Origin of the sequence: Chryseobacterium pyrolae (assembly GCF_025153485.1) — a bacterium.
GTDB classification, from domain to species: domain Bacteria; phylum Bacteroidota; class Bacteroidia; order Flavobacteriales; family Weeksellaceae; genus Chryseobacterium; species Chryseobacterium antibioticum.
The window spans coordinates 283,019-306,420 of record NZ_JANZQH010000003.1 but is presented as its reverse complement, the minus strand read 5'-3'; the positions used below and the strand labels follow the sequence as shown (position 1 = coordinate 306,420).

Here is a 23,402-nt window from a genome sequence, read left to right as displayed (position 1 = left end):
TCATGAATGGAAAATTTAAAAGAGCCGTACTATTTTCAGGAGGTGGAACCAGACTGATGATTTATCTCGGAATGTTTGCAGCCCTTGAAGAATTGGATATGAAGCCTGATATACTGATCGCTTCCTGCGGAGGAGCATTTGCAGCAACTGTTATCAACGCTTTTCCCGACACCCTTTCCCGAAAGGAATACCTCAAGTCAGAGGAATACTTCCGGTTTGTATCAGGAACGGTTTTGACGATGCATAAAAAACTTACCCAAATTGGGCTTTTTTCATTTAAAAAAATACTGGACAAAAGAAGCGCCCCTTTCATAGAAGATGTCTTTGGCAGATACCTTGTCGAAATGCCTCAGGATCTGTCCGAGGTTTTTCCTTCATTAAAAAATGTTCAGTTTTCAAAAGAAATTCCGACAGTAATCATCGGTTCAGAAATACTTTTTGACCCCAAAGAAGCAGGGCAGAAAAGAAACGGCAGAAAACTTTATAGAAAAATAATGTTCACTGATTCAAAGACTGCAGAAAAAATTGATCCCGAACAGATCATCATTCCATCTGAAAATATGATGAACAATGCTGTAGAAAGACTTTCCGTTGTAAAAACCAATCTTTCTTTACTGGAAAGTACCCGGATTTCCGTTTCCGATATGTTTTATGTAAAACCAGTTTCCCTTCATGGACAATATTTTGCCGGCGGAGCTATTGATCTTATTCCTATAGAATTAGCTCGCCATCTTGCTGACGAAATCATCACCGAAAAAAAACAATCTTACAGTTCTGTTGAAGAAGCTTTTGTTCGTGCCGTACTTGGTTTCAGTGGTAATGAAAGACTTGAAGAGATTGAAAAATTCCCGGTGAATTTCCTGATTGACACAACGGATATTAAAAAGGATTTAAAAGGACATTATCTTAAAAAAGGGATTAACTGGGAGAGATTGGAGATTGATTTTTCTTTCCCAAAAACGTTTGAACAATTTGCGAAAGATATGGAAATGCAGTGGCAGTATGGTTTTGATCAGACAATGAAATCTATTCGCGGATGATGTTTTATGACCAAATATATTTTGGCTAAAGCCAAATTGTATGATTTTCATTTTCAGTAAACGGGCTAAAGCCCGCTCCTATTGATGCATTGAAAATCTTTGATTTTCTAAAAAACTAATGTGAACTTCTACCTGTAAATATTTACATTTAAAAACTTTTGTCCCTTTTGTGGTTGATAAAAATTCATCCAATCTTCTAATTTTCAGTTTTAAAATCTATTTTTACACAAAATTCAAATCACTAGAATCTCATGAATGTTTTTATAGCAGGCGGAACTTCCGGTATCGGCTATGCTCTTGCCCGGCATTATCTTGAAAAAGGATATGATGTGGGGATCTGTGGCAGAAACCTGGCAAAGATTGCTGAAAACAATTTCGAAAATATCAAAACATTCCAGGCAGATGTTTGTGATAGGGATGCTATTGCTGCGGCAGTGAATACCTTTTTGACGGATGGTGAAAATCTTGACATCTTTATCAACTGTGCGGGAAGCTATGCGGAAGATGTAGCCTGGAAAATTTCTTATGAAGAAGCCGAAGAAATGCTTCAAACCAACATTTTAGGAACCGTCAATTGTTTTGAAACAGCCCGGAAGGTAATGAAGGGTCAGAAAAAAGGCAGTATTGCGGTTATTGCCTCTGTTTCCGGAATTTTAGATTACGAAAATTCAAGTCTTTATACAAAAACAAAACGTTCAGTGATACAAATCGCAGATGCCTACCGGCGTGCCCTGAAACCGTTTGGAATTTCTGTAACAACCATAGCTCCGGGATATGTAGATACTGAAAAGTTGAGACAGCTCAATAATAATGATCTGCACAAAAAACCTTTCCTTACCGATGTGGAAACAGCTGTAATACATATTTCAGAAGCTATTGAAAATCACAAAAAAAGGATCATTTTCCCTGCAAAAATGAAGTGGATGATGAAATCACTGTCTGTACTTCCCTCCTTTTTATTAAACACAATCATGTTCAGGAAAGCCCAATGGATGAAAGACGACCAACCTTAAAACAGCAGATCTACGCTTTTTCACTTTGCACATTTGTATTCATGATTGTTTACAATTTTGCAGCATGGTACACTTCAAAGGCTGAAAAAGTATCATCGTTTGTATTTGATTTTGAAAAATACATTCCGTTTCTGCCGTGGAGCATTATCCCGTATATGACCAGCGGTATTTTTTTCTGTTCTGTATTTTTCATGTGTAAAGAGCGAGAACAGCTTAGAGTTTTAACAAAGAGAATGCTTTTTACTACGATAACAGCGGGTATTTGTTTCATTGTATTCCCGTTGCAGTTTTCTTTAGCGAAACCCGGGACAGACGGCTCCATCTTAGACTACTCTTTTCAGTTTCTGAAGATATTTGATTCACCCTTTAACCAGTCTCCGTCCCTTCACATCGCTTATGCTTTTATTTTCTGGACCGTTCTCAGGAGCTTCAAAACCTTCCGGACCTTTCTAATGGTATGGCTCATCGTACTGGGAATTTCCACACTGACGACCTACCAACATCATTTCATGGATATCCTTTCAGGAACAGTGCTTGCTCATATCAGTTTTATGGTCTTCCCCTACCGGAAAAATGATTTCCAATACAGAAACTTCCATATTGCCAATTTCTATTTTCTCTTTGGATGGATTCTGGTCTCAGCTTCAATTCTTCTCGATAAATTTTGTGGTCATTTATGGCTGATGTTGCTTTGGCCAGCAGGAATGTCTATCATCATCGGATATCATTACCAAAAGAATAATATTCATTTTTTAAAGGATAAAAACGGAAATATTTCACTGTGGAAAAAGATCTTTTATACACCTTACCTGATGATGTACTGGAGTTTCTGGAAATTTTTAAGAAAGAATAAAAAACCAGTTGAAATTGCTCCCCGAATTTACATTTCCTCAAGACCCGGCCATAAAGATGTTCATTATTTTGGAATAGACAGAAATACTTTAATCTATGATCTCTCAGCAGAAATTGAGGAAACACCGGATTTAAAAAAGAAGTGTTCTTATCACTCAGTCCCATTTCTGGATATCGGAACTTTGGATATCGATGAAACGAAAAAGCTGGTCACGGAAATCACAGAGAATTATAGAAAACTTCCAGCAGATGGAAAAATTTTCATTCACTGCACCATAGGATTGACAAGAAGCTCTGTTATAGGCATTTTAGTAATGAAAAATATTCTATCTTTACCTGTAGACGAAGCAGCAGACCTCATGAAAGGCATTCATAAGAATGCAGTAATCCATCCTTACCTGAAGGATTTTTTGAAAAAAAATTAAACTATGAACAGCGGACATTTTAAGAGTTTTGACGGCAGTACTATTTTCTACCGTGAATGGAATTATCAGCCTCAACAAAAAAGCATCATCATCATCCACCGCGGTCATGAGCATTCAGAAAGACTGAATGATATTGCACAATCACCACAGTTTTCGAAATATAATATTTTTGCTTTTGACCTCCGCGGACACGGACATACAGAGACGGAAACTTCTTCTATTTTTATGGATTACGTTAGAGATCTGGATTCTTTCTCCAAATTTTTGGGGTCTAAATACGAGGTGAAGATTTCTGATATTTTCGTTTTGGCTAATAGTATCGGGGGAGTTGTCGCTTCAGCCTGGGCTCACGATTTCGCGCCTGACATTGCTGGAATGGCTCTCTTAGCACCTGCTTTTAAAATTAATCTTATCGTTCCGCTGGCCAACGAAATGATCACGCTTGGAACAAAACTTAAAAAGGGACTGATCATCAAAAGCTATGTAAAATCTAAAATGCTTACCCATGATCCGGAGCAGCAAAAAGCTTATGATACCGATCAGCTGATCACAAGATCTATAGACGCTGAACTTCTCATCGACCTTGCAAAAGCAGGAAAACGTCTGGTAGAAGATGCTGAAGCTATTAGTACACCAGCTTTGATTCTGGCGGCGGAAAAGGACCATGTGGTTTTCAATAAGGAACAAAAAGCTTTTTATGATAAGCTTGATACAGATTTAAAAAAATATGAAGTATTATCCGGCTTCTTCCATGGCATTTTATTTGACACCGGAAAAGAGAAAGTATACGACAAAATAGTGGATTTTGCTGAAAAATGCTTCAGCAGAACGCATCAATCAGCTTCCCTACATCCTGACCGTTTCTCCATAAAGGAATATGACGATCTTCAGAATAATATCGGGAACAATCTGAATTTTAAGTTTCAAAAATTCTCACTCAACAACATTGGAAAAATAAGTAATGGAATGGCTATCGGTCTCAAATACGGCTTTGATTCCGGTGCTTCACTGCATTACGTTTATCAGAACCAGCCGAAAGGAAAATTCGGTTTTGGGAAAATGATGGATAAAAACTATCTCAATGCCATTGGCTGGAAAGGAATCCGTAGCCGTAAGGAGCATTTGATCCAGCTTTTGGAGCAGAATATTCAAAGTCTTAAGAAGGAAGGCAGAAAAATTAAAATTCTTGATATTGCTGGCGGGACAGGAAATTATTTATTTGATATTAAAGAAAAATATCCTGATGCCGAGATCGTTATCAATGAATTTGTTAAGTCTAATATTGAAATCGGAGAACAAGTAATCAAAGAGAAGAACTATCAGAATATCCGTTTTACTAATTTTGACTGTTTTGATCCTGAAACCTATAAAAAGGTAGGTTTTGAACCTAATATTACTATTGTTTCAGGAATTCTTGAACTTTTCGGAGACAACGAAATGGCAGCCGGAGCAATTCAGGGAGCAGCTTCTATTTCTGAAAAAGATTCTTTTATAGTCTACACGGGACAGCCATGGCATCCGCAACTGAAAATGATCGCTTATGTTTTGAATAACCATCAGCATAAAAACTGGATCATGAGAAGGCGTTCGCAGAAAGAACTTGACAGAGTTATGAAATACAGCGGTATTCGAAAGGAAAATATGCTGATCGATGATTATGGTATTTTCACCGTGTCTTCGGGGAAGATTAATTCTTAAATTTTTAAAAATATAATCTTCCGCAGATTTAGCAGATGGCACAGATGTTTGCGTTGCAATTAAATCTGCCAGATCCTATAGATCAGCGAGAATCAAATTCCAATAAAAAAGGTTTTTCAAGTGATTGAAAAACCTTTCTTTAAAACAAATGATATATAAAACTATTGTTTTATCAGTTCAAAATATAAACTTACGTCTACATCCTTAGCTACACCCGCACCTGTCGGGTCATATTTGATTCCATAGTCTAAACGGTTAACCGTGAATTTTGCCTGGAAACCCATTACTTCTTTTCCCTGCTGGTTTTTAGTCACCCCTCCGAATGTTACCGGAATACTGACATCTTTTACAGTTTCCTTTATTTTCAGAGCCCCTTTCAGAATATAGGTATTGTTTTTATCTTTTGTGATAGACTTACTGCGAAAACTCATTGCCGGATAGTTGTCAACATCAAAAAAATCAGGACTTTTAAGATGCTTATCTCTCATATCTGTTCCTGTATTGATTGAATTCACATCTACCTCAAATGCAAATGTGGCATTATCTAAATTCGCTGCTTCCGCGCTTACTTTCCCTTCGAATTTATCGAATCTACCCTGTACAAAGTTGATTCCCATGTGCTTGATATTGAAATTTACCGAAGAGTGCATCGGATCTACAGCCCATTCAGTCTGTGCAAAACTCAAAACGCTTAACAGCGTGAATACGAAAGATAAAAGTACTTTTTTCATTATAACTTATTTTTAGTTGAGTAAAGATAATACATATTGACTATCCTGTTCTTGATGTAGGTTAGTTTTTAATTTTGGACGCCATTATTTTAGAATATAATAAGTCGAAGACAAATATGATCAAAAATACAACGACTGAATTTACATAAAGGAATAAAGCAAGAAGTCCCGCATCTGTTTTATTTGAAAAATATTCAAGTGGATTTGTTCCTGAAATGATTAATGTGAGTAAATAAATAATTTCAAATAAAACCGCAATTCTTAAAACTGAACTGTAATTCTTTCTGAATAGTAATACTGTAATAAAACTGACAATCGTTACAATAAGGCATTGCACCAAAACACCAATTGGAACCATGTCTATTCCGCCTGATTTTTCTTTTAAAAAATGCAATGTCCATTCGCTGAATTGGGCATTAAGAAGACTCATCACAATAAATATGACCAGGCTTCTCATTAAAATATTTTTCATGATTGAAAATTAATTAAAATTCCGAAAGGAGATTCATTTTTTTTAACTTCGCAGTATGGCAAAACTGAAAACAGCATATTTCTGTCAAAACTGCGGAACCCAATATTCCCAATGGATGGGGCAATGCAAAAACTGCGGAGAATGGAACACCCTTGTAGAAGAAGTCGTTGAGAAAACCTCATCTAAAACTCCACCTTTTTCAAAATCAAAACAGCATGTCATCAACATTATTGAAGTGGTGACCAGCGAAGAACCAAGAATAAAAACACCCTCCGAAGAACTGAACCGCGTTCTGGGAGGAGGTATTGTATTGGGTTCAGTAACTTTGATTGGTGGTGAGCCCGGAATCGGGAAATCTACCCTTTTGCTCCAGCTGGCTTTAAAGATGAAGAAAAAAGTCTTTTATGTTTCCGGGGAGGAGAGTGCTTCACAAATCAAGATGAGAGCGGATAGGTTGACAGACGTTCAGAACCCCAACTGTTTTCTTTTTACCGAAACTTCACTGGAAAAGATCCTTCATGAAGCCAAAAAACTGGAACCGGATTTTATGATCATCGATTCCATTCAGACTTTACAGTCTCAATTAATAGAAAGTTCGCCGGGAACGGTTTCCCAGATCAGAGAATGCTCCAATGAGATCATTAAGTATGCGAAAGAGAACAATACCCCGGTTTTTCTGGTAGGTCACATCACAAAGGATGGCCAGATTGCAGGACCGAAGGTATTGGAGCATATGGTAGATGTGGTTTTAAATTTTGATGGCGACAGAAATCATCTTTTCAGATTGCTCAGAGCCAATAAAAATCGTTTCGGATCTACTTCTGAAATCGGGATTTATGAAATGGTTTCCCAGGGATTAAAAGAAATCAGAAATCCATCTGAGATCCTTATCACCAAGAAATTCGAAGAACTTTCAGGAAACTCAGTGGCGGTTACTTTAGAAGGAAACCGACCTATGTTGCTTGAAATTCAGGCTTTGGTAAGCACAGCAGTTTACGGTACTCCGCAGAGAAGTTCCACCGGATTTGATGCTAAAAGACTGAATATGCTTCTGGCTGTCCTGGAAAAACGTGCAGGTTTCCAGCTGGGCGCTAAAGATGTCTTTTTAAATATTACCGGAGGAATCAAAACAGATGATCCTGCACTGGATCTTGCGGTGGTGGCTTCCATCTTGTCTTCCAATGAAGATATTGCTATTTCTGAACATTTCTGTTTTGCCGGAGAGATTGGATTAAGCGGAGAAATCCGTCCAATAGCACAGGTTGAACAGAGAATTACAGAGGCTGAAAAATTAGGCTATGAAAAAATATTTGTCTCGAACCTCAACAAGATTCCTAAAAGAAAATTTGGAATAAAGATTGAAGAAGTGAGCAAAATTGAAGATTTCCACGAAAGAATTTTTTAATCCTGTTGTCGAAGAAGGTTGGAATAGATATTGACAGACAATGCATGATTAATTATTTTCACTAAAGAATTTAAAATAATGAAAAACAGTATTCATGAATACTATGATCATCTTGCAGAAACCTATGAAGAAAACCGATTTGGAAATTCTTACGGAAGATATATTGATGAGCAGGAGAACGTATTTTTAAATTCTTTTTTCAAAGATAAAGACTATTCCAAAATTCTGGATCTGGGATGCGGAACAGGCAGACTGCTTAAGTTTGCTACGCATGGTGTAGATTTCAGTGAAAAAATGCTCAGCATTGCATCGGAAAAAAATCCGGGAAAGATAACGGCTGTTGGTGAGATTTCAAAAATTCCGTTTGATATAAAATTTGACTGCATATTCTGCTTTCATGTGATCATGCATCAGACAAAAGAGGAAACAAAAAAATTCCTTGATGAATGCTTTCTAAAATTAGAAGATCATGGGGTTTTAATCTTTGACTACCCTACAAAAGCCCGCAGGAAAACAGTCTCACCTCAGGAAGACTGGCATGCAGGGAATAGTTTTACAGCCTCCGAAATTTCAGTACTGTCAAATGAAAAATGGAATATCAAAAACACCACAGGTATTTTACTCTTTCCTATTCATAGGCTTCCCAATCGCTTAAGAAAACTTTTTCTGCCCTTAGATATTGTGCTCTGCCGTACTTTTCTGAAAAAGTTGGCTTCCTATCACGTCGTAGTACTTGAAAAGAAATGAAACAGGTATTGAAAAATATTTTACCGGATTCCCTGAAACTGCGAATCAGGTTATTACAGCGGTATTTTGATGAGCAGCAATCCCGGTATCTGTATCCCAGTGAATATGGCACCGGGAGAATCGGTGAGCACTTTATCGAACTCAAACAGGTCATCAAAAAGGGAGAATTCAGTGAAAATAAAATCCACAATTTAAAAGTAGTTAGTGATAGGATCCATAATCTGATCATTCAACCCGGTGAAGTATTTTCTTTCTGGAAACTAATAGGAAAACCTACTCCCAAGAATAATTTCAAAGAAGGCAGGAACCTCATTAAAAACAATATATCCAGTGGATCCGGAGGAGGAATCTGTCAGTTTTCATCCATCCTGTATTATGCTGCTCTGCAGGCAGGGCTAAAGATTATTGAAAGACATCCCCATTCTATAGATATTTATCAAGAACATGAGCGTTTTACGCCATTAGGCTCGGACTGTACGGTGGTCTATGGGTATAAAGATCTCCAGATCCAAAACAATTTTCAATATCCTGTTCAGTTTCAAAGTTTTATGAATGACAATGAACTTCATCTTCATTTGGTTTCTCCGGAAAAGATCATTTTGAACTCTATTAATTTTAAATACAGAGAAGTGGAAAAAGGAGTTTGGGTGGAGACCTTTGCAGATAGCAGGTTATTGTCTAAAAATTTTTATATTCGTTTATGAATTATTTAGCCCATTCTTTTCTTAGTTTTTCAGACGGACAGATCGTAGGACAGTTTCTTGAAGATTTTATCCGAAACAAAGACCGTTATTCTTTTCCGAAAGATATTCAGGATGGAATTACGATGCACAGGGCTGTAGATACATTCACCGATTCTCATCCCGCTATTCATGAGGCGAAAAAAGTGTTCTCCCCTTTGGTTAGGCTCTACGCAGGGGCTTTTGTAGATGTTGCTATGGATTATTTTGTGGCTACTGACCTTAGCCTTCATTCTTTACTGGAATGGAAAGCCCATTCGTTGAGGGTATACAGGGTCCTGAATGAGCATGGGGAATGGCTTCCTGACAATTTCAAAAAAATGCTGGCTAAAATGGAGGTGGACGACTGGTTGTATAATTACCGCGAAGACTGGGGCATCCAATTCAGCATGCGGAATGTTCTGAATAAAGCCAAATACCTGGAACCGGACATCCCTGTTTTTGAAGCTTTTCTGGAAAACAAACCTTTTCTCCAGGAATGTTATAACGATTTTTTTCCTGATCTCCTTGCTCACGCCAAAGGCATCAATGCAATAATCCAGCTGGACAACAAATAAAAAAACACCTACAGGGAACGTAAGTGCTTTTTTAACAATTTGTGTTGTTAGAATCTGTATCTCTTTTTTGCAGACTTGCTGAGTTTATGCTATTGGTTAAGTCATATGATTTATAAACCACCATAACCAATACCTACCTAATCAATATAAACTGTATCTATACCCCAAAATAGGCTATAGGGAATAAACTTTTTTTATTGCTTTATCATTGATTATGCATTTTCAATCATAAGAACAATTAAAGTTTTGATAATTTTTTTTCTTTAATAAATCAATAAGTAAAAATTAAATTCCCTTAATTACATCTACACAAATATAATTTATTTTAAACAAAAAACAAATATCATAAAGGTTAATTTATTAAATATTATTTAAATATAAATTATTCACAATAAAAACACCAATACATTAATAACTAATTGCTAAAAATAATTTTAAAATTGATACAATATAAAATTATTAATCAATATATAGTGATTTAATATTTACGTTAAAAGGAGCAATGATAACAAAAAATTAAAAGAAAAAAAGAGTACTAGAACTGACGATACAGATAACGGTTCGGATAAGTAAGTTTTTCACTTTGTCTTTGTCCGTTCACAATCATATGAACAATATTGATCTGATCATCGAAAAGATTATACAGAAAGCTGACCGCAGCTTCTAATTTTTTAGGAGTGGCTACTGTTTCCGATTCCAGAAAAACATTGACAGATTCGCTGTCTTCTTCATAACCCACATAATTTATTTTCAAAAATCTGCCGTCAGCCTTCAGTTTAAAATATTCCGCGCAGTATTTCTCTAAAGCCTCATTGAGCTTCGCTTTGTATTTTTCATCATTAAAATGAAAAGAGCCTCCGTATTTTTTACCCAGTCCGTTTTCAAGATCATCAAGGAAGAACCTCCCGGTAATCTCGAAAGATTTTGACTTGGAATTATAATTAATTTCTACAGAACCCACATGGTAAGGGTGTTTCGCTTTTGAAAAAGAGAATAAAAAAAATACAGGAAGCAGAAACAGCCATAAATTCTTCATAAGTTCTGACATTTAAAATTTGTTCGAAATTAATCATTATTTTCGTACGCATTATATTTTTACGTTATGATGCAGGATTTTCTATTCTATTTACACCTTGGCTGGGAACATATTATTTCTCTGGACGCATTGGATCATCAACTGTTTGTTCTGGCTCTTATCGCTGTCTATTCCTACAGTGACTGGAAAAAGATCCTTATTCTTGTCACCGCATTCACAATAGGACATTCCATTACTCTGGCATTAAGTATTCTTGATGTTTTCAGGGTTCCGTCTGACTGGGTAGAATTCTTAATTCCGCTTACCATCGTTCTCACTTCTCTGGATAATATTTTAATGAAAAATAAAAAGCAGACACTGATGCGGGCCAATTATTATCTGGCCCTGATCTTCGGACTGATCCACGGAATGGGGTTTGCCAATACCGCAAGGGTGATGATCGCCAAAAGCCAGAGCATTGCCATTCCTTTATTAGGATTTAATATAGGTCTGGAACTGGGGCAAATTGTCATCGTACTGGCTATTCTTATCCTTTTATTTATTCTGCTTAAAATTTTTAAGGTGAATCAAAAAGACTGGATTCTATTTGTCTCTTCCGGAGTATTTGCATTAGCGCTAAAAATGACTTTGGAAAGAATTCCTTTTTAACTTTGAAACATTTTCAATTTTTCAACTACTTATTATTATCTTTGATAATTATTAAATCTTTTTGGTAATGAAACTAAAAGCAGTCCTTTTTTCATTTTCTGTATTAGCCTATACAGGTTTCACCGCACAAAATATCCAGAACAATCCTGGAAGCAACCACGGAAACAGATTCGAGCAGCTCGGGACTATTCTCCCAACTCCCAATATTTACAGAACGGCTTCGGGATCTCCCGGCCACGGATATTGGCAAAACAAAGCCGATTACGATATTACGGCTTACCTTGATGAAGACAAAAGAAATCTGAAGGGTTCAGAAACCATTACCTATTATAATAATTCTCCGGATGACCTGGATTATATCTGGCTTCAGTTGGACGAGAATGAACAATCGACTGTGAAAAACGCGGGATTTCAATTCCCTTCTACTCTTCCGGCTTCTTCCAATGATCAGCAGCTGAAAGTCACTGATCTTCCGGAAAAAGATAACGGCTATGGTGTTAATCTGGAAAAAGTAACGGATGCTTCAGGAAATCCTCTGAAATATACGGTGAACAAGACGATGATGCGAATCGATCTGCCGAAAGTTTTAAAGAAAGGAGAAAAACTGGTCTTCAAAGTAGACTGGAACTATAATATTCCGAACAGAATAAAAATGGGTGGCCGCGGCGGTTATGAAAATTTCGCTGAAGACGGAAATGACCTTTACACGATGACACAATGGTATCCGAGAATGTGTGTATACAGTGATTTCCACGGATGGCAGAACCATCAGTTCACAGGACGTGGTGAATTCGCTTTGGTATTCGGAAATTTCAAAGTTTCTATGAATGTACCCGCAGATCATATTATTGGTGGAACCGGGGAATGTAAAAATTATGATCAGGTTTTAACGTCTGATCAGATGTCCAGATACCGAAAAGCTGAAAGCGCTTCCGAACCTATTGAGATCGTAACATTAGATGAAGCGAAAAAGGCGGAGAAAAATCATTCTAAACAAAGAAAAACATGGAATTTTGAAGCGACTGATGTAAGAGATTTCGCCTGGACCTCATCCAGAAAATTTGTCTGGGACGGAATGCGTGTTACCATTCCTGAAAACAATAATAAAGTAATGGCCATGAGTTTCTATCCAAAAGAAGCTTACGGTCTGTACAGAAAATATTCAACAAAAGCTGTTGCCCACACCATCAAAACCTATTCAGAATTCACGATTCCTTATCCGTATCCTGTAGCACAGTCTGTAGAAGCAGCTAACGGAATGGAATATCCAATGATCTGCTTCAACTTTGGAAGAACGGAAAAAGACGGAACCTATTCTGAGGGAACTAAAAACGGAATGATCGGGGTAGTGATTCATGAGGTTGGACATAATTTCTTCCCAATGATCATCAATTCTGATGAAAGACAATGGAGCTGGATGGATGAGGGATTAAATACATTCACAGAGTACCTTACAGAAGAGAAATGGGACAATAAATTTCCATCGAAAAGAGGTCCTGCATGGACGATCACAGATTATATGAAACTGCCGAAAGATCAGTTGGAACCTATCATGAGTAATTCTGAAAACATTATTCAGTTTGGGCCGAATGCGTATTCAAAACCGGCTACAGGACTCAATATTCTTCGTGAAACGATCATGGGTAGAGAACTTTTTGATAAGGCTTTTAAAACCTATGCAAAAAGATGGGCATTCAAACATCCTGAACCCGCAGATTTCTTCCGTACTATGGAAGATGCGAGTGGTGAGGATCTTGACTGGTTCTGGAGAGGATGGTTCTACGGAACAGATCCTGTAGATATTGCGATTGATAAAGTGACGGTCGCTGTTCCGGATCTCAACACTCCTCCAAAGGAAGCAAAAGAAACAAAATACAAAGTGGAAAAACCACTTCAAAATACATTTGAAGATATTTCAAAAATCAGAAATAAAGAGGATAAGAACATCACGTTCTATGTAGATAAGGATAAGGATCTTCAGGATTTCTATTACAGGTATGACAGAGGTACGGAGAAACTGGATGCTGACAAAGAATATTCTGTAAAAACAGAAGCCGGTCTTCCACTAGATGCTAAGGATCAGGAGAAATTCAAAAACCTGACAGGCTACCAGATCGATTTCGTCAATAAAGGCGGACTGGTGATGCCGATCATCCTTGAATTCACCTTTGAAGACGGAACTAAACTGTATGACAAGTCATCTGCACAAATCTGGAGACAGAATGAGCAGAAGGTTTCCAAGACTTATTATTTTGACAAAAAAATAAAGTCGATACAGCTTGATCCTATGAGGGAAACCGCTGATATTGACACTTCCAATAACTTATGGAACAGTACCGGAACAGATACTCAGGTCTCAAAATTCCAATTGTTTAAACAGAAACAGGGAGGTGGTCCGGTAAGAGGAGGAGCCAACGGAAAAGTAAATCCGATGCAGGCTGCTGGAAAGAAATCATAAAAAATAAAAAGCTAAGAAAGGTTGTTTCATATTTGAGACAAGCTTTTTTCTTGTAATCAACAACTTAATGATTTGGCTAAAGCCACTTTCTGATGCTTATTAAATGTTCGGTGGGCTAAAGCCCACCCCTATTGAATTTTTAAATATTAAACTCAAAAAAATCTGCGTAATCTGCGGGAGATTTTTAAGCCCGAAGAATTAATTCAGATAAGCTTTCAAGGAATTTTTATACGTCCTGCCCAGTGGAAGCTTCTCACCGTCTTTAAGATACACATGAGCCGTATCATACGAACTGATATGGGAAGACAGAACGATATAGGATTTATGAATTCTAATAAATCCAAGGTTCTGAAATTTCTCTTCAAAATTGGACATCCGCTCAAGGATCATGTACTTTTTAAGAGGAGTCACCAAAATAATATATTCCCCGAATCCCTGTACCCAACGTACCTCATCCAGAAGAACTTTATGCATCAAATAATTGGATTTGAACATGATAAAATCTTCCTTCTTCTGATTCTCCGCAGAGTTTTTAAACTGCAGAAAATCTTTGGCTTTATGGATCGCTTTTTTGAACGTTTCAAAGTCGACAGGTTTTACCAGATAATGTACCACATCCAGTTCAAAAGCTTTGACCGCATACTGAGTTTCAAGGGTAAGAAATATGCACAATGGCTTGTAAGGAAGCTGACGTAAGAGTTCAATTCCGTTGATGTAGGGCATATTGATATCCAGAATCACCAGGTCTACTCTATTCTGTTGAAGATATCCCAATGCTTCTTCCGGATCCTGAAATACCTTCAGCAGATCCACATCTTCCATTTGCTCACAGTACTTTTGGATAAGCTGGAGTGCCGGATATTCATCGTCTACACTTACGATCGTCAGGTTAGCCATTACAATTTGATTTTTAAAATAGTCTGATAATTGTTGTCTTCTGCAAGTTTGGATATAAAAGTAAATCTGCCTGCATAATTTTTCTCTAAAATATGAATGACGGCTTCATTTCCCAAACCACCGTCATTCATATTCCCAACAAGATTCTTTTTCTTCGACACAGAATTTCTGATCTCAAATAAAAGATCCTGCTCCTGTATTTTATAGCTGATATGGATGTAACTCTCTGCTTCTATCCCCACCGCAGAATGCTTCAGGGCATTTTCAAATAACGTGAGACATACAGAAGGCGGAACATCAATTAATTCCAGAGTTTCCTCATCCTGAATATCAAAAGTGATATCCAGCACATTATTATATTTCAGCTGATACAGTCCTACCAGAGATTTGATGGAAGAAAATTCCTGAGCCATGCTGATCTTCTCCTTATGGGTATCATAAATCACATACTGAAGCAGTTTACTAAGCTGTAATATAGACTCTGATGTATTTTCTGACGGCTGAAAGCTTTTGGAATAAATATTATTAAGGGTATTTAGCAAAAAATGAGGATTCATTTTAGATTTCAAAAGATCCAGATACAGCTGGTCCTTTTCTTCACCCAAATCTTTAAAATCTTGTTCGATAAGAAATTTGTCCTTGGTAATTCCTAAAAACGAAGCAACAAGTATTACAATTCCTTGCGCTGTATACACATTGTACAGAAATTTGGTATTCGAAAGCGTTTCATTAAAATGCATATTAAAAACTGCCGGCTCGAGTAAAATTCTGAAAAGACTCGAGAACAGAAAGCTGATGAGTGCATAGAGAATGAACTCAGGATATTTATTGGAAAGGTAAAACTCCGGAACCAGATAAAAATAGACGAGACTGTAAATTCCGATATTAAAAATAATGACAGATAAAACACTCCAGATGAGTTCCGGAACATCCAAAAAGTAGTTTTCGGTAAAAAAAGTGATGATAAAGAAGATCAAAAAGAAGAAAATATGCTGGAACTTCAATAAAAGTCCCCAGTGGTATTCCATCAGTCTTTTCAAAACCCTTGCATTAAACAAAACCCTGAAAACCAGCAATATAAATATAATATTTATAATTAAAAACATCTAAAAAATCCAAATTTCAATCTTTCAAATATACCATCTTTTTTATCCCATCCTGCAGTTCACTGATAAAAACTGTCATTGATTGAAAAATAAATCCGCGGCTGGTTCTTATAAATATATTTGAAACATCAGGATATTAACTCAATATTACATGAAAATTAAATTCACATTAATCATCATTTTACTGCTGACAATGATCTGTCAGGCAAGCGCACAAAGCCGTGACAAGTACAATATGTGGTTCCAGTATCTCATGTCTGCAAAACTGACAGATAAGAGTACATTAACCGCTCTTTCGCAGTACCGTTCTTTTGACCTCGCGTATGACACAAGACTTTTTCTGGTATCCGCCTATCTGGATTATGAAGTAGCCAATGATGTGAAACCCGCCGCCGGATTCATGTTCCTGGTACTGGATTCTTATAAATCTGACAATTCAAAAAAAGAGCGGTATGAAAAGAGACCTTTCCAACAGGTGACTTTAGGAGGTAATATCGGAAGAACTTCCGTGTCACACCGTTTCCGTGTGGAAGAACGTTTTATAAGTAACCCCGATGAATTCATTGTCAGACTGCGATACCTTATTTCCCTTAGAATTCCTTTTAACAGAGCGGGAGAAAAAGAAAAACTATACGGCATTCTGAAAAATGAATTAAGAATGAACGTGGTGAAAGAAGATCCGTTTGACAGCAACCGGTTAACAGCAGGGCTTGGAATTAAAGTGGGGAAAAACTCAGCGATCGAAGTCGCTTTTATCAATCAGTTGGAAACCAAATCTACAAGCAACTACGCCTATATTGGCTACAGAAACAGTTTCGACTGGAGAAAAAAAAACAAAAATAAATAACTATAAATCAAATCATCTATGCTTACATTCCTTGGATTTCTCATGATTCTGATCTTCATGGTTCTGATCATGAATAAAAAATTGACTCCGCTTACGGCTTTGGTCATCGTACCGGTAACCGTAGCTCTTTTTGCGGGTTTTGGTCCTGAACTTGGTGAAATGATGAAAAACGGAGTCAAAGAAATAGCTCTCACCGGCGTTATGCTGATCTTTGCCATTTTATATTTCAGTTTAATGATCGACACGGGACTTTTTGAACCGTTAGTCAATATAATTTTAAAAACTGTTGGAGATAATCCCATTAAAACAACGATAGGAACCGCTATTCTTACCGCATTGGTTTCACTGGATGGCGACGGTTCCTCCACTTATTTAATTGTGGTGGCTGCCATGCTTCCTCTATATAAAAGACAGGGCATGAATCCACTGATTCTTACGTGCATCATCATGCTTGCTGGACAGATTATGAATATTCTTCCCTGGGGAGGCCCTACAGCAAGGGTAATGAGTTCTCTGAAACTGGGGCATACCGAAATTTTCGTCCCTATGATCCCGATTATGGCTATAGGAATTGGCTGGGTAATATTCGTTGCCTATATTTTAGGAAGAAGAGAAAAAATAAGAATCGCCAAACATGGAAAATACACCAAATACAACACCAACGATATCATCGGTGAAGTAGATCTTAAGCTTAGACGTCCGAAACTGATCCTGATCAATCTGGCTCTTACAGTCGCACTTCTGGTTGTGATGATCCTGGATATTGTTCCATTGGGAATTGCTTTTATGATCGCTTTTTGTATCGCTTCCATTATCAATTATCCCAAATTAAAAGATCAGCAGAAAATTATTTCCAAGCACGCGGGTAATGCTTTATCAGTGGCTGGAATGATCTTCGGGGCAGGAATTTTCACCGGAATTCTGAATGGTTCAGGCATTATGCAGGCCATGGGAAACAGTATGATAGAAATAGTTCCGAAAAGCTTGGGCGGATATATGAATATCGTTACCGCCATATTCAGTATTCCGTTTACCTTCTTCCTTTCCAATGATGCTTATTATTTTGGAATCTTACCTATTATTGTGGCTACAGGGCATCAGCTGGGAATTTCACCGGAAATCCTTGGAAGAGCAAGTCTTATTGGGCAGGGTTCCCATCTTTTGAGTCCATTGGTTCCATCAACTTATTTATTAGTATCATTAGCAGGCGTGGAGTTTTCGGACCATTTGAAATATACTTTAAAATGGGCGTTGGGATCTTCAATTGTCATGTTGATCGCTGCATTGATTTTGGGTGTAATTTAACCCGAATGTGTTAAAGGGATGGAAGCCGGAAGAGGGAGGATGGAAGTTGATATTGGAAGCAGTTATAAAATTAGTGGGTAAATTTTAAAGATAATAGAAACCGGCTGGAAGCTGTTATTTCCGACTTCAATAACTTCCCTCTTCCAGCCTCATGTTTCCCTACCCGATTATTATTTTTCAGATGTAAAAAAAACAACAGATCTTTGTACGGAAAGTAGAAGTATATTCAGATGAACCTTTTTGAAACCAAGAAAACATTCACGGGAAGATATTTAAAAAATCTCACCTTATATGTATTTGCCGCAATTCTCGGTGGAGTACTTACGGGATATTATGCACCTGAGGCAAGTATTCAGCTGGGAATTGTAAGCCGCTATTTTTTCATGGTTCTGGAAATACTCATCCTTCCGATTATTTTCATGGCGATCATGTACGGAATCTGCCAGTTATCAGGAATCAGGAATGCCAGCAGCATTGTTTGGAAAACCATTCTCTATTTTCTGATCATCAGTTCTGTGGCTATTATTCTAGGATTTATTTTCGGTTTTGCTGTAAAACCCGGTGCCGATACCGGAATTGATACTGCGAGGATCAGTAAAACGCTTCCGAAAACATTTGAAATCAATGACAGCAGTTTATCTGGTAGTCTGTATCTCAACAGGCACGGCATTTTTCTTATTGTTTCCATTCTCGCAGGGATTTTCATGAATCTTTCGCGCGCAAGAGACCAATTCCTGAATCTCTTGGACCGGGGCCTCAAGGTTTTTTATACGGTGATCAAATATCTCTACCTCATTCTTCCTGTTATTATCTTCTGTAATATCGCGTATGGAGTTGCGGTATATGGCATCAATACACTTCTGCCCCTCAGTAAAGTCGTTGCAACGGTGTATCTCGCTGACATAGTTTTTATTTTTGGAGTTTTGGGAATCGTCTCTTATCTATTTAAAATCCGTCTGTGGAAATTTTTGCTTGATTTAAAGGAGGAAATTATTCTGGTGATTACCACATCCTCTTCTAAGACAGCATTTCCACTGATCTTTGAGAAAATGGAATCGGAAGGCTACAGCAGAAAGATTTTAAGGTTTGTCATTCCTTTAGGCTATAATTTCAATCTTTCCGGTGCGTGTATTTATATTTCTGTGACATGCTGCTTTCTCATCCAGTTTTATAACATTTCATTAACGGTCAGTGATTATCTCTGGCTTTTCGTGATTATCTCTGTGACCTCAAAAACGGCATCAGGCGTTCCGGGATCTGGATTTCTTGCCCTTATTTTCACGTTGAACAGGTTTGGAAAAATTCCTTTAACGGATATTGCCCTTCTTTACAGCGTAGACCGTTTTATGAACGAGGCAAGATCTGTGACCAACTTTATCAGCATTGCTATTTCCGGGGCAGTGATCTCGAAAATTAACCAGTCTTCAAAAAATAATGACCTAAAGTAATATCTATTAAATCCATAAATTTGAGGTCAAAATAATTAATGATCATGAAAAAAATTATAAGTACATTTTTACTTACCTCCGCAATACTATTGAATGCCCAAGAGAAGCCAACACATCCTGAATTGACTGCAAACACAAAAAGAATAGATTTAAAACTTCCAAAAATCGAAAATGAAAAAAATTATAAAGTAGAAGTTCGTTTTGGATTAGAAGTTAATGTTTCAGAATGTGAAGATCCTCAATATTTTACTTTTAGCTTGCAAAATTTAAAATATGAAAATGGATCGCCTAGCTCTAGGAATGGATATTATTCAATTGCAGAAGATACACCCGTAGAAATCTTTGACGTATATAACAAAGATAACTGTGGTAAAAAAGAACAAACAGTAAAAAAGATTGTAAGCTCTCAAAAAATTTCTATGGATTATAATGGAGATTTTACCACAACTTTTTTTATCCCGAAAAATTGGACTGTCGAATACAGATTATGGAAAATCGATAGTGAATTCAAGACAGCTAAATAAAATTACATGTGTAATGTTTTCAATAGAACAGGAAATATCTCAATCAAATCTTAAAGAAGACCAATAAATGTAACATTCTGAGAATCTAATCTACTTATCATGATAAAAACCATGAGAACATTTCTTGTATTGTTATTAATAAGCAGTGTTAATTTATTTTCACAGAAACTGCTCACCCCAGCCAACAGCAATATTGATCCTAAGCTGATCAAAGATGAAACATCAGAAGCGGTCTGGTACGCGGAAAATGCAGGCACAAAAATAGAGATTGGAAGCATTATTACAGAACTCAAAAAATTAAACAAAACCGATCTGCTCATCAAAACTACTGTAAAGCTGAAACAGGCTCCGGATGCCAAGTGGACAGATTCTACCATCGTAAAAACTGCTAATTTCCAGCCCGTCTATCATTCATCTTTTAATATGATGAGAGATATGGTTCTAAAATCGGGTAAGACTAAAGTAACCGGCTATTATCTGGATAAAAAATCACAGAAAAAAGACCATATCGAAATGGATGCCGCAGATTATTTTGACAGCAGCAGCTATCCTATGCTCATCAGGTTTTCTCCCCTGAAAGAAAATTATACTGCTGACCTCTCTATTTTCGATTATAATCCGGATGCTAAGAAAGGACTCATCAAAGCCTATATACTGGATGTAAAGAAAACAGATTACAACGGAAAAAAAGTCTGGGCTGTAAAAACTACCGACGATATCGGAGATAAAAAAACCATCGTTACTTATTATATTGATCCCGAAACCAGAAAGATTCTGAAACAGGATATAGATATGAATGGAAGAAAAATGACAATGGAAACCATTCAATAATGAATATATAAAGTTTATCGCAATGGTAAACTTTTTCTTTTTAATGTTCATTATTAATGCAAAATCTCTGTAGACACCCTCCTTTAGAACAATCATTAAAACACTGATTATCAAAACACAAACACCACAAATAAATCTACAAATAGTGTATAATATGATTCTGATTTTTTTTATCTTTGACTTACACGATCACATCAAATCGTCAAAATCCTGATTGACATTAAATGTTCAGGCATGTACAATAAACAAAATATTATCTATGAAAAATGCTAAATCATTAAGCAGAGACGCCCAAAAATCCATTATGGGAGGTGCGGCGAGATTGGTCTGTTGCGAACGCGACGATCAGGGAAAATGTACTTTATGGATCGGGCCGGGACAGTACTGCCCATAATTCAATGAATCATTAGAGTTCAATACAAAAGCCGGAAGTTTCCGGCTTTATTTTTTCATTTTTCTGCCAAATTTTCACACTGGGAATCAAAATTCTGCCATTTCATCCATCAGGGCCTCATGGCATACATTTAGAGATTTATAATGGAGAATTAATAAAAAAATAAAATATATTATGTCAGTAAACTTTAAACCATTAGCAGACAGAGTTCTTATCGAGCCTATCGCTGCAGAAACTAAAACAGCTTCAGGTATTATTATTCCGGACACTGCGAAGGAAAAGCCGCAGGAAGGTACTGTAGTAGCAGTAGGTCCAGGTAAAAAAGATGAGCCTACAACTGTTCAGGTAGGTGACAAAGTTCTTTATGGAAAATATTCAGGTTCTGAATTAAAATTAGACGGAAAAGATTTCTTAATCGTTAAGGAAGGTGATTTACTTGGTGTAATTGGATAAGACTCCAGATACAAGACATCAGATTTCAGACTTAAAACTGAATAAAAAATAAATTTTCAAATAATGCTTGGCGTCTAACATCTGACGTCTAACATCTAATATCTAAATAAAATGGCAAAAGAAATAAAATTCGATATTGAATCAAGAGACGCTTTAAAAAGAGGGGTTGATGCATTGGCTAATGCAGTAAAAGTAACTTTAGGACCAAAAGGTAGAAACGTTGTGATTGAAAAATCTTTCGGAGCTCCTCACGTAACTAAGGACGGTGTTTCTGTAGCAAAAGAAATCGAACTTGAAGACAGAGTAGAAAATATGGGAGCGCAAATGGTAAAAGAAGTTGCGTCCAAAACTAATGATATCGCAGGAGATGGTACTACTACCGCTACTGTTTTGGCACAGGCTATCGTAAGAGAAGGTCTTAAGAATGTAGCTGCTGGTGCCAACCCAATGGATTTGAAAAGAGGAATCGACAAAGCAGTAACAGCTGTTGTTGCAAGTCTTAAAGCTCAGTCTAAAGAAGTTGGAGATTCTAAAGAAATGGTGAAGCAGGTAGCTTCTGTTTCTGCGAACAACGACGAAACTATCGGATCTTTGATCGCTGAGGCTTTCGGAAAAGTAGGTAAAGAAGGTGTAATTACTGTAGAAGAAGCTAAAGGTATCGATACAACAGTAGACGTTGTAGAAGGTATGCAGTTCGACAGAGGATACCAGTCTCCTTACTTTGTGACGAACCCTGAGAAAATGGTAGCTGAAGTAGAAAACCCTTACATCCTTTTAGTAGAGAAGAAAATTTCTTCTATGAAAGAATTGCTTCCGGTTCTTGAGCCTATCGCACAAAGCGGAAAATCTCTATTAATTATCTCTGAAGAAGTTGAAGGTGAAGCTTTAGCTACTTTGGTAGTAAACAAATTAAGAGGTTCTCTTAAAATTGCTGCTGTAAAAGCTCCGGGATTCGGAGACAGAAGAAAAGCAATGTTGGAAGATATCGCGATCTTAACAGGTGGACAGGTTATTTCTGAGGAGCAAGGTTTCACAATGGAAAACATCTCTCTAGATATGTTGGGAACTGCTGAGAAAGTAACCATCGATAAAGATAACACGACTATCGTAAACGGTGGTGGTGATGAAGCTAAAATCAAAGGAAGAGTAGCTCAGATCAAAGCTCAGATGGAAACATCTACTTCTGATTACGATAAAGAAAAACTACAGGAGAGATTGGCTAAATTAGCTGGTGGTGTTGCCGTACTTTATGTAGGTGCAGCTTCTGAAGTTGAAATGAAGGAGAAAAAAGACAGAGTTGATGATGCCCTTCACGCTACAAGAGCAGCAGTTGAAGAAGGTATCGTTGCAGGAGGAGGTGTTGCTTTAGTAAGAGCGATCACTGCTTTGGAAAACCTTACAGGAATCAATTCTGACGAAACTACAGGGATTAAAATCGTGAAAAGAGCTATCGAGGAGCCATTAAGACAAATCGTTGCTAACGCAGGAGGTGAAGGTTCTGTAATCGTTGCTAAAGTAGCAGAAGGTACAGGAGATTTCGGATACAATGCTAAAACTGACGAATATGTAAACATGCTTGAAGCAGGAATCATTGATCCTACGAAAGTAACAAGAGTTGCCCTTGAAAATGCAGCTTCTGTTTCTGGAATGCTTCTTACGACTGAGTGTGTAATCACTGAAGTGAAGAGCGCTGAACCTGCTATGCCAATGGGAGGTGGAATGCCAGGAATGATGTAACAGCGCAGCGTGTCGCTGAGACAATTTAATATATAAAC

Annotated in this window: 23 protein-coding genes; 18 read left to right on the top strand and 5 right to left on the bottom strand. The window is 37.2% G+C overall.

Annotation, left to right across the window (positions count from 1 at the left end; genetic code table 11):
- Nucleotides 1-2 precede the first annotated feature (2 nt).
- From NZD88_RS08235 to NZD88_RS08220, 4 genes are all read left to right on the top strand, one after another.
- A complete protein-coding gene (locus NZD88_RS08235) occupies nt 3-1,040 on the top strand; it encodes a patatin-like phospholipase family protein (RefSeq protein ID WP_259828679.1) in 1,038 nt (345 codons plus the stop codon).
- A 251-nt stretch (nt 1,041-1,291) separates the two neighbouring features.
- Entirely contained in the window at nt 1,292-2,053 is a 762-nt protein-coding gene (locus tag NZD88_RS08230) for an SDR family NAD(P)-dependent oxidoreductase (RefSeq protein WP_259828678.1), read from the top strand.
- A gap of 41 nt (nt 2,054-2,094) precedes the next feature.
- Entirely contained in the window at nt 2,095-3,330 is a 1,236-nt protein-coding gene (locus NZD88_RS08225; protein WP_259828677.1) for a phosphatase PAP2 family protein, read from the top strand.
- 3 nt (nt 3,331-3,333) lie between these two features.
- Nucleotides 3,334-5,028, top strand: coding sequence for a bifunctional alpha/beta hydrolase/class I SAM-dependent methyltransferase (locus NZD88_RS08220; protein ID WP_259828676.1), 1,695 nt, complete (start codon nt 3,334-3,336; stop codon nt 5,026-5,028).
- Between the two features lie 161 nt (nt 5,029-5,189).
- Here NZD88_RS08220 and NZD88_RS08215 read toward each other — a convergent pair whose 3' ends face one another.
- Together NZD88_RS08215 and NZD88_RS08210 are read right to left on the bottom strand one after the other, a co-directional pair.
- Nucleotides 5,190-5,759, bottom strand: a complete 570-nt coding sequence (locus NZD88_RS08215) for a YceI family protein (RefSeq protein WP_259828675.1) — start codon at nt 5,757-5,759, stop codon at nt 5,190-5,192.
- A 61-nt stretch (nt 5,760-5,820) separates the two neighbouring features.
- The gene (locus NZD88_RS08210) at nt 5,821-6,231 is read right to left on the bottom strand and encodes a hypothetical protein (RefSeq protein ID WP_259828674.1); all 411 of its coding nucleotides are present in this window, start codon (nt 6,229-6,231) and stop codon (nt 5,821-5,823) included.
- A 55-nt stretch (nt 6,232-6,286) separates the two neighbouring features.
- Here NZD88_RS08210 and radA point away from each other — a divergent pair, with 55 nt between their 5' ends.
- From radA to NZD88_RS08190, 4 genes are all read left to right on the top strand, one after another.
- Complete coding sequence (gene radA, locus NZD88_RS08205; protein ID WP_072921532.1) at nt 6,287-7,636, top strand: DNA repair protein RadA; 1,350 nt, start codon at nt 6,287-6,289, stop codon at nt 7,634-7,636.
- A 78-nt stretch (nt 7,637-7,714) separates the two neighbouring features.
- A complete protein-coding gene (locus tag NZD88_RS08200; RefSeq protein ID WP_259828673.1) occupies nt 7,715-8,383 on the top strand; it encodes a class I SAM-dependent DNA methyltransferase in 669 nt (222 codons plus the stop codon).
- A complete protein-coding gene (locus NZD88_RS08195) occupies nt 8,380-9,087 on the top strand; it encodes a VanW family protein (protein WP_259828672.1) in 708 nt (235 codons plus the stop codon). Before NZD88_RS08200 ends, NZD88_RS08195 begins: the two co-directional genes overlap by 4 nt.
- Nucleotides 9,084-9,680, top strand: a complete 597-nt coding sequence (locus NZD88_RS08190) for an acyl carrier protein phosphodiesterase (RefSeq protein WP_259828671.1) — start codon at nt 9,084-9,086, stop codon at nt 9,678-9,680. Before NZD88_RS08195 ends, NZD88_RS08190 begins: the two co-directional genes overlap by 4 nt.
- A 535-nt stretch (nt 9,681-10,215) precedes the next feature.
- Here the strand turns inward: NZD88_RS08190 and NZD88_RS08185 are convergent.
- Nucleotides 10,216-10,716 (bottom strand): DUF6702 family protein, encoded by a 501-nt coding sequence (locus tag NZD88_RS08185; RefSeq protein WP_259828670.1) that lies wholly within the window; start codon nt 10,714-10,716, stop codon nt 10,216-10,218.
- Nucleotides 10,717-10,785: 69 nt separating this feature from the next.
- On the opposite strand from NZD88_RS08185, the gene NZD88_RS08180 reads away from it, so the two are divergent.
- Nucleotides 10,786-11,364 carry a HupE/UreJ family protein gene (locus NZD88_RS08180; RefSeq protein WP_259828937.1) on the top strand — a complete coding sequence of 193 codons (579 nt, stop codon included), beginning with the start codon at nt 10,786-10,788 and terminating at the stop codon, nt 11,362-11,364.
- Between the two features lie 67 nt (nt 11,365-11,431).
- On the top strand, nt 11,432-13,822 hold the full coding sequence (locus NZD88_RS08175) for a M1 family metallopeptidase (RefSeq protein ID WP_259828669.1): 2,391 nt from the start codon (nt 11,432-11,434) through the stop codon (nt 13,820-13,822).
- Nucleotides 13,823-14,020: 198 nt separating this feature from the next.
- Here NZD88_RS08175 and NZD88_RS08170 read toward each other — a convergent pair whose 3' ends face one another.
- Both NZD88_RS08170 and NZD88_RS08165 read right to left on the bottom strand, forming a co-directional pair.
- Nucleotides 14,021-14,719, bottom strand: coding sequence for a LytR/AlgR family response regulator transcription factor (locus tag NZD88_RS08170; protein ID WP_259828668.1), 699 nt, complete (start codon nt 14,717-14,719; stop codon nt 14,021-14,023).
- Nucleotides 14,719-15,825, bottom strand: coding sequence for a sensor histidine kinase (locus NZD88_RS08165; protein ID WP_259828667.1), 1,107 nt, complete (start codon nt 15,823-15,825; stop codon nt 14,719-14,721). The genes NZD88_RS08170 and NZD88_RS08165 overlap by 1 nt, the downstream gene beginning before the upstream one ends.
- 151 nt (nt 15,826-15,976) lie before the next feature.
- On the opposite strand from NZD88_RS08165, the gene NZD88_RS08160 reads away from it, so the two are divergent.
- The 8 genes from NZD88_RS08160 to groL all read left to right on the top strand — a co-directional run bounded on the left by NZD88_RS08160 (nt 15,977) and on the right by groL (nt 23,364).
- A complete protein-coding gene (locus NZD88_RS08160; protein ID WP_259828666.1) occupies nt 15,977-16,672 on the top strand; it encodes a DUF2490 domain-containing protein in 696 nt (231 codons plus the stop codon).
- An 18-nt stretch (nt 16,673-16,690) separates the two neighbouring features.
- Nucleotides 16,691-17,977, top strand: coding sequence for a CitMHS family transporter (locus tag NZD88_RS08155; protein ID WP_259828665.1), 1,287 nt, complete (start codon nt 16,691-16,693; stop codon nt 17,975-17,977).
- A gap of 230 nt (nt 17,978-18,207) precedes the next feature.
- A complete protein-coding gene (locus NZD88_RS08150; protein WP_259828664.1) occupies nt 18,208-19,425 on the top strand; it encodes a dicarboxylate/amino acid:cation symporter in 1,218 nt (405 codons plus the stop codon).
- 44 nt (nt 19,426-19,469) lie between these two features.
- Complete coding sequence (locus NZD88_RS08145; protein ID WP_259828663.1) at nt 19,470-19,949, top strand: ecotin family protein; 480 nt, start codon at nt 19,470-19,472, stop codon at nt 19,947-19,949.
- Between the two features lie 111 nt (nt 19,950-20,060).
- A complete protein-coding gene (locus NZD88_RS08140) occupies nt 20,061-20,780 on the top strand; it encodes a DUF3108 domain-containing protein (protein WP_259828662.1) in 720 nt (239 codons plus the stop codon).
- Nucleotides 20,781-21,039: 259 nt separating this feature from the next.
- Entirely contained in the window at nt 21,040-21,174 is a 135-nt protein-coding gene (locus NZD88_RS08135) for a hypothetical protein (protein ID WP_259828661.1), read from the top strand.
- Nucleotides 21,175-21,348: 174 nt separating this feature from the next.
- On the top strand, nt 21,349-21,627 hold the full coding sequence (locus NZD88_RS08130; protein WP_034723531.1) for a co-chaperone GroES: 279 nt from the start codon (nt 21,349-21,351) through the stop codon (nt 21,625-21,627).
- Between the two features lie 111 nt (nt 21,628-21,738).
- Nucleotides 21,739-23,364, top strand: a complete 1,626-nt coding sequence (groL, locus tag NZD88_RS08125) for a chaperonin GroEL (RefSeq protein ID WP_034749412.1) — start codon at nt 21,739-21,741, stop codon at nt 23,362-23,364.
- The last annotated feature ends 38 nt before the right edge of the window (nt 23,365-23,402 follow it).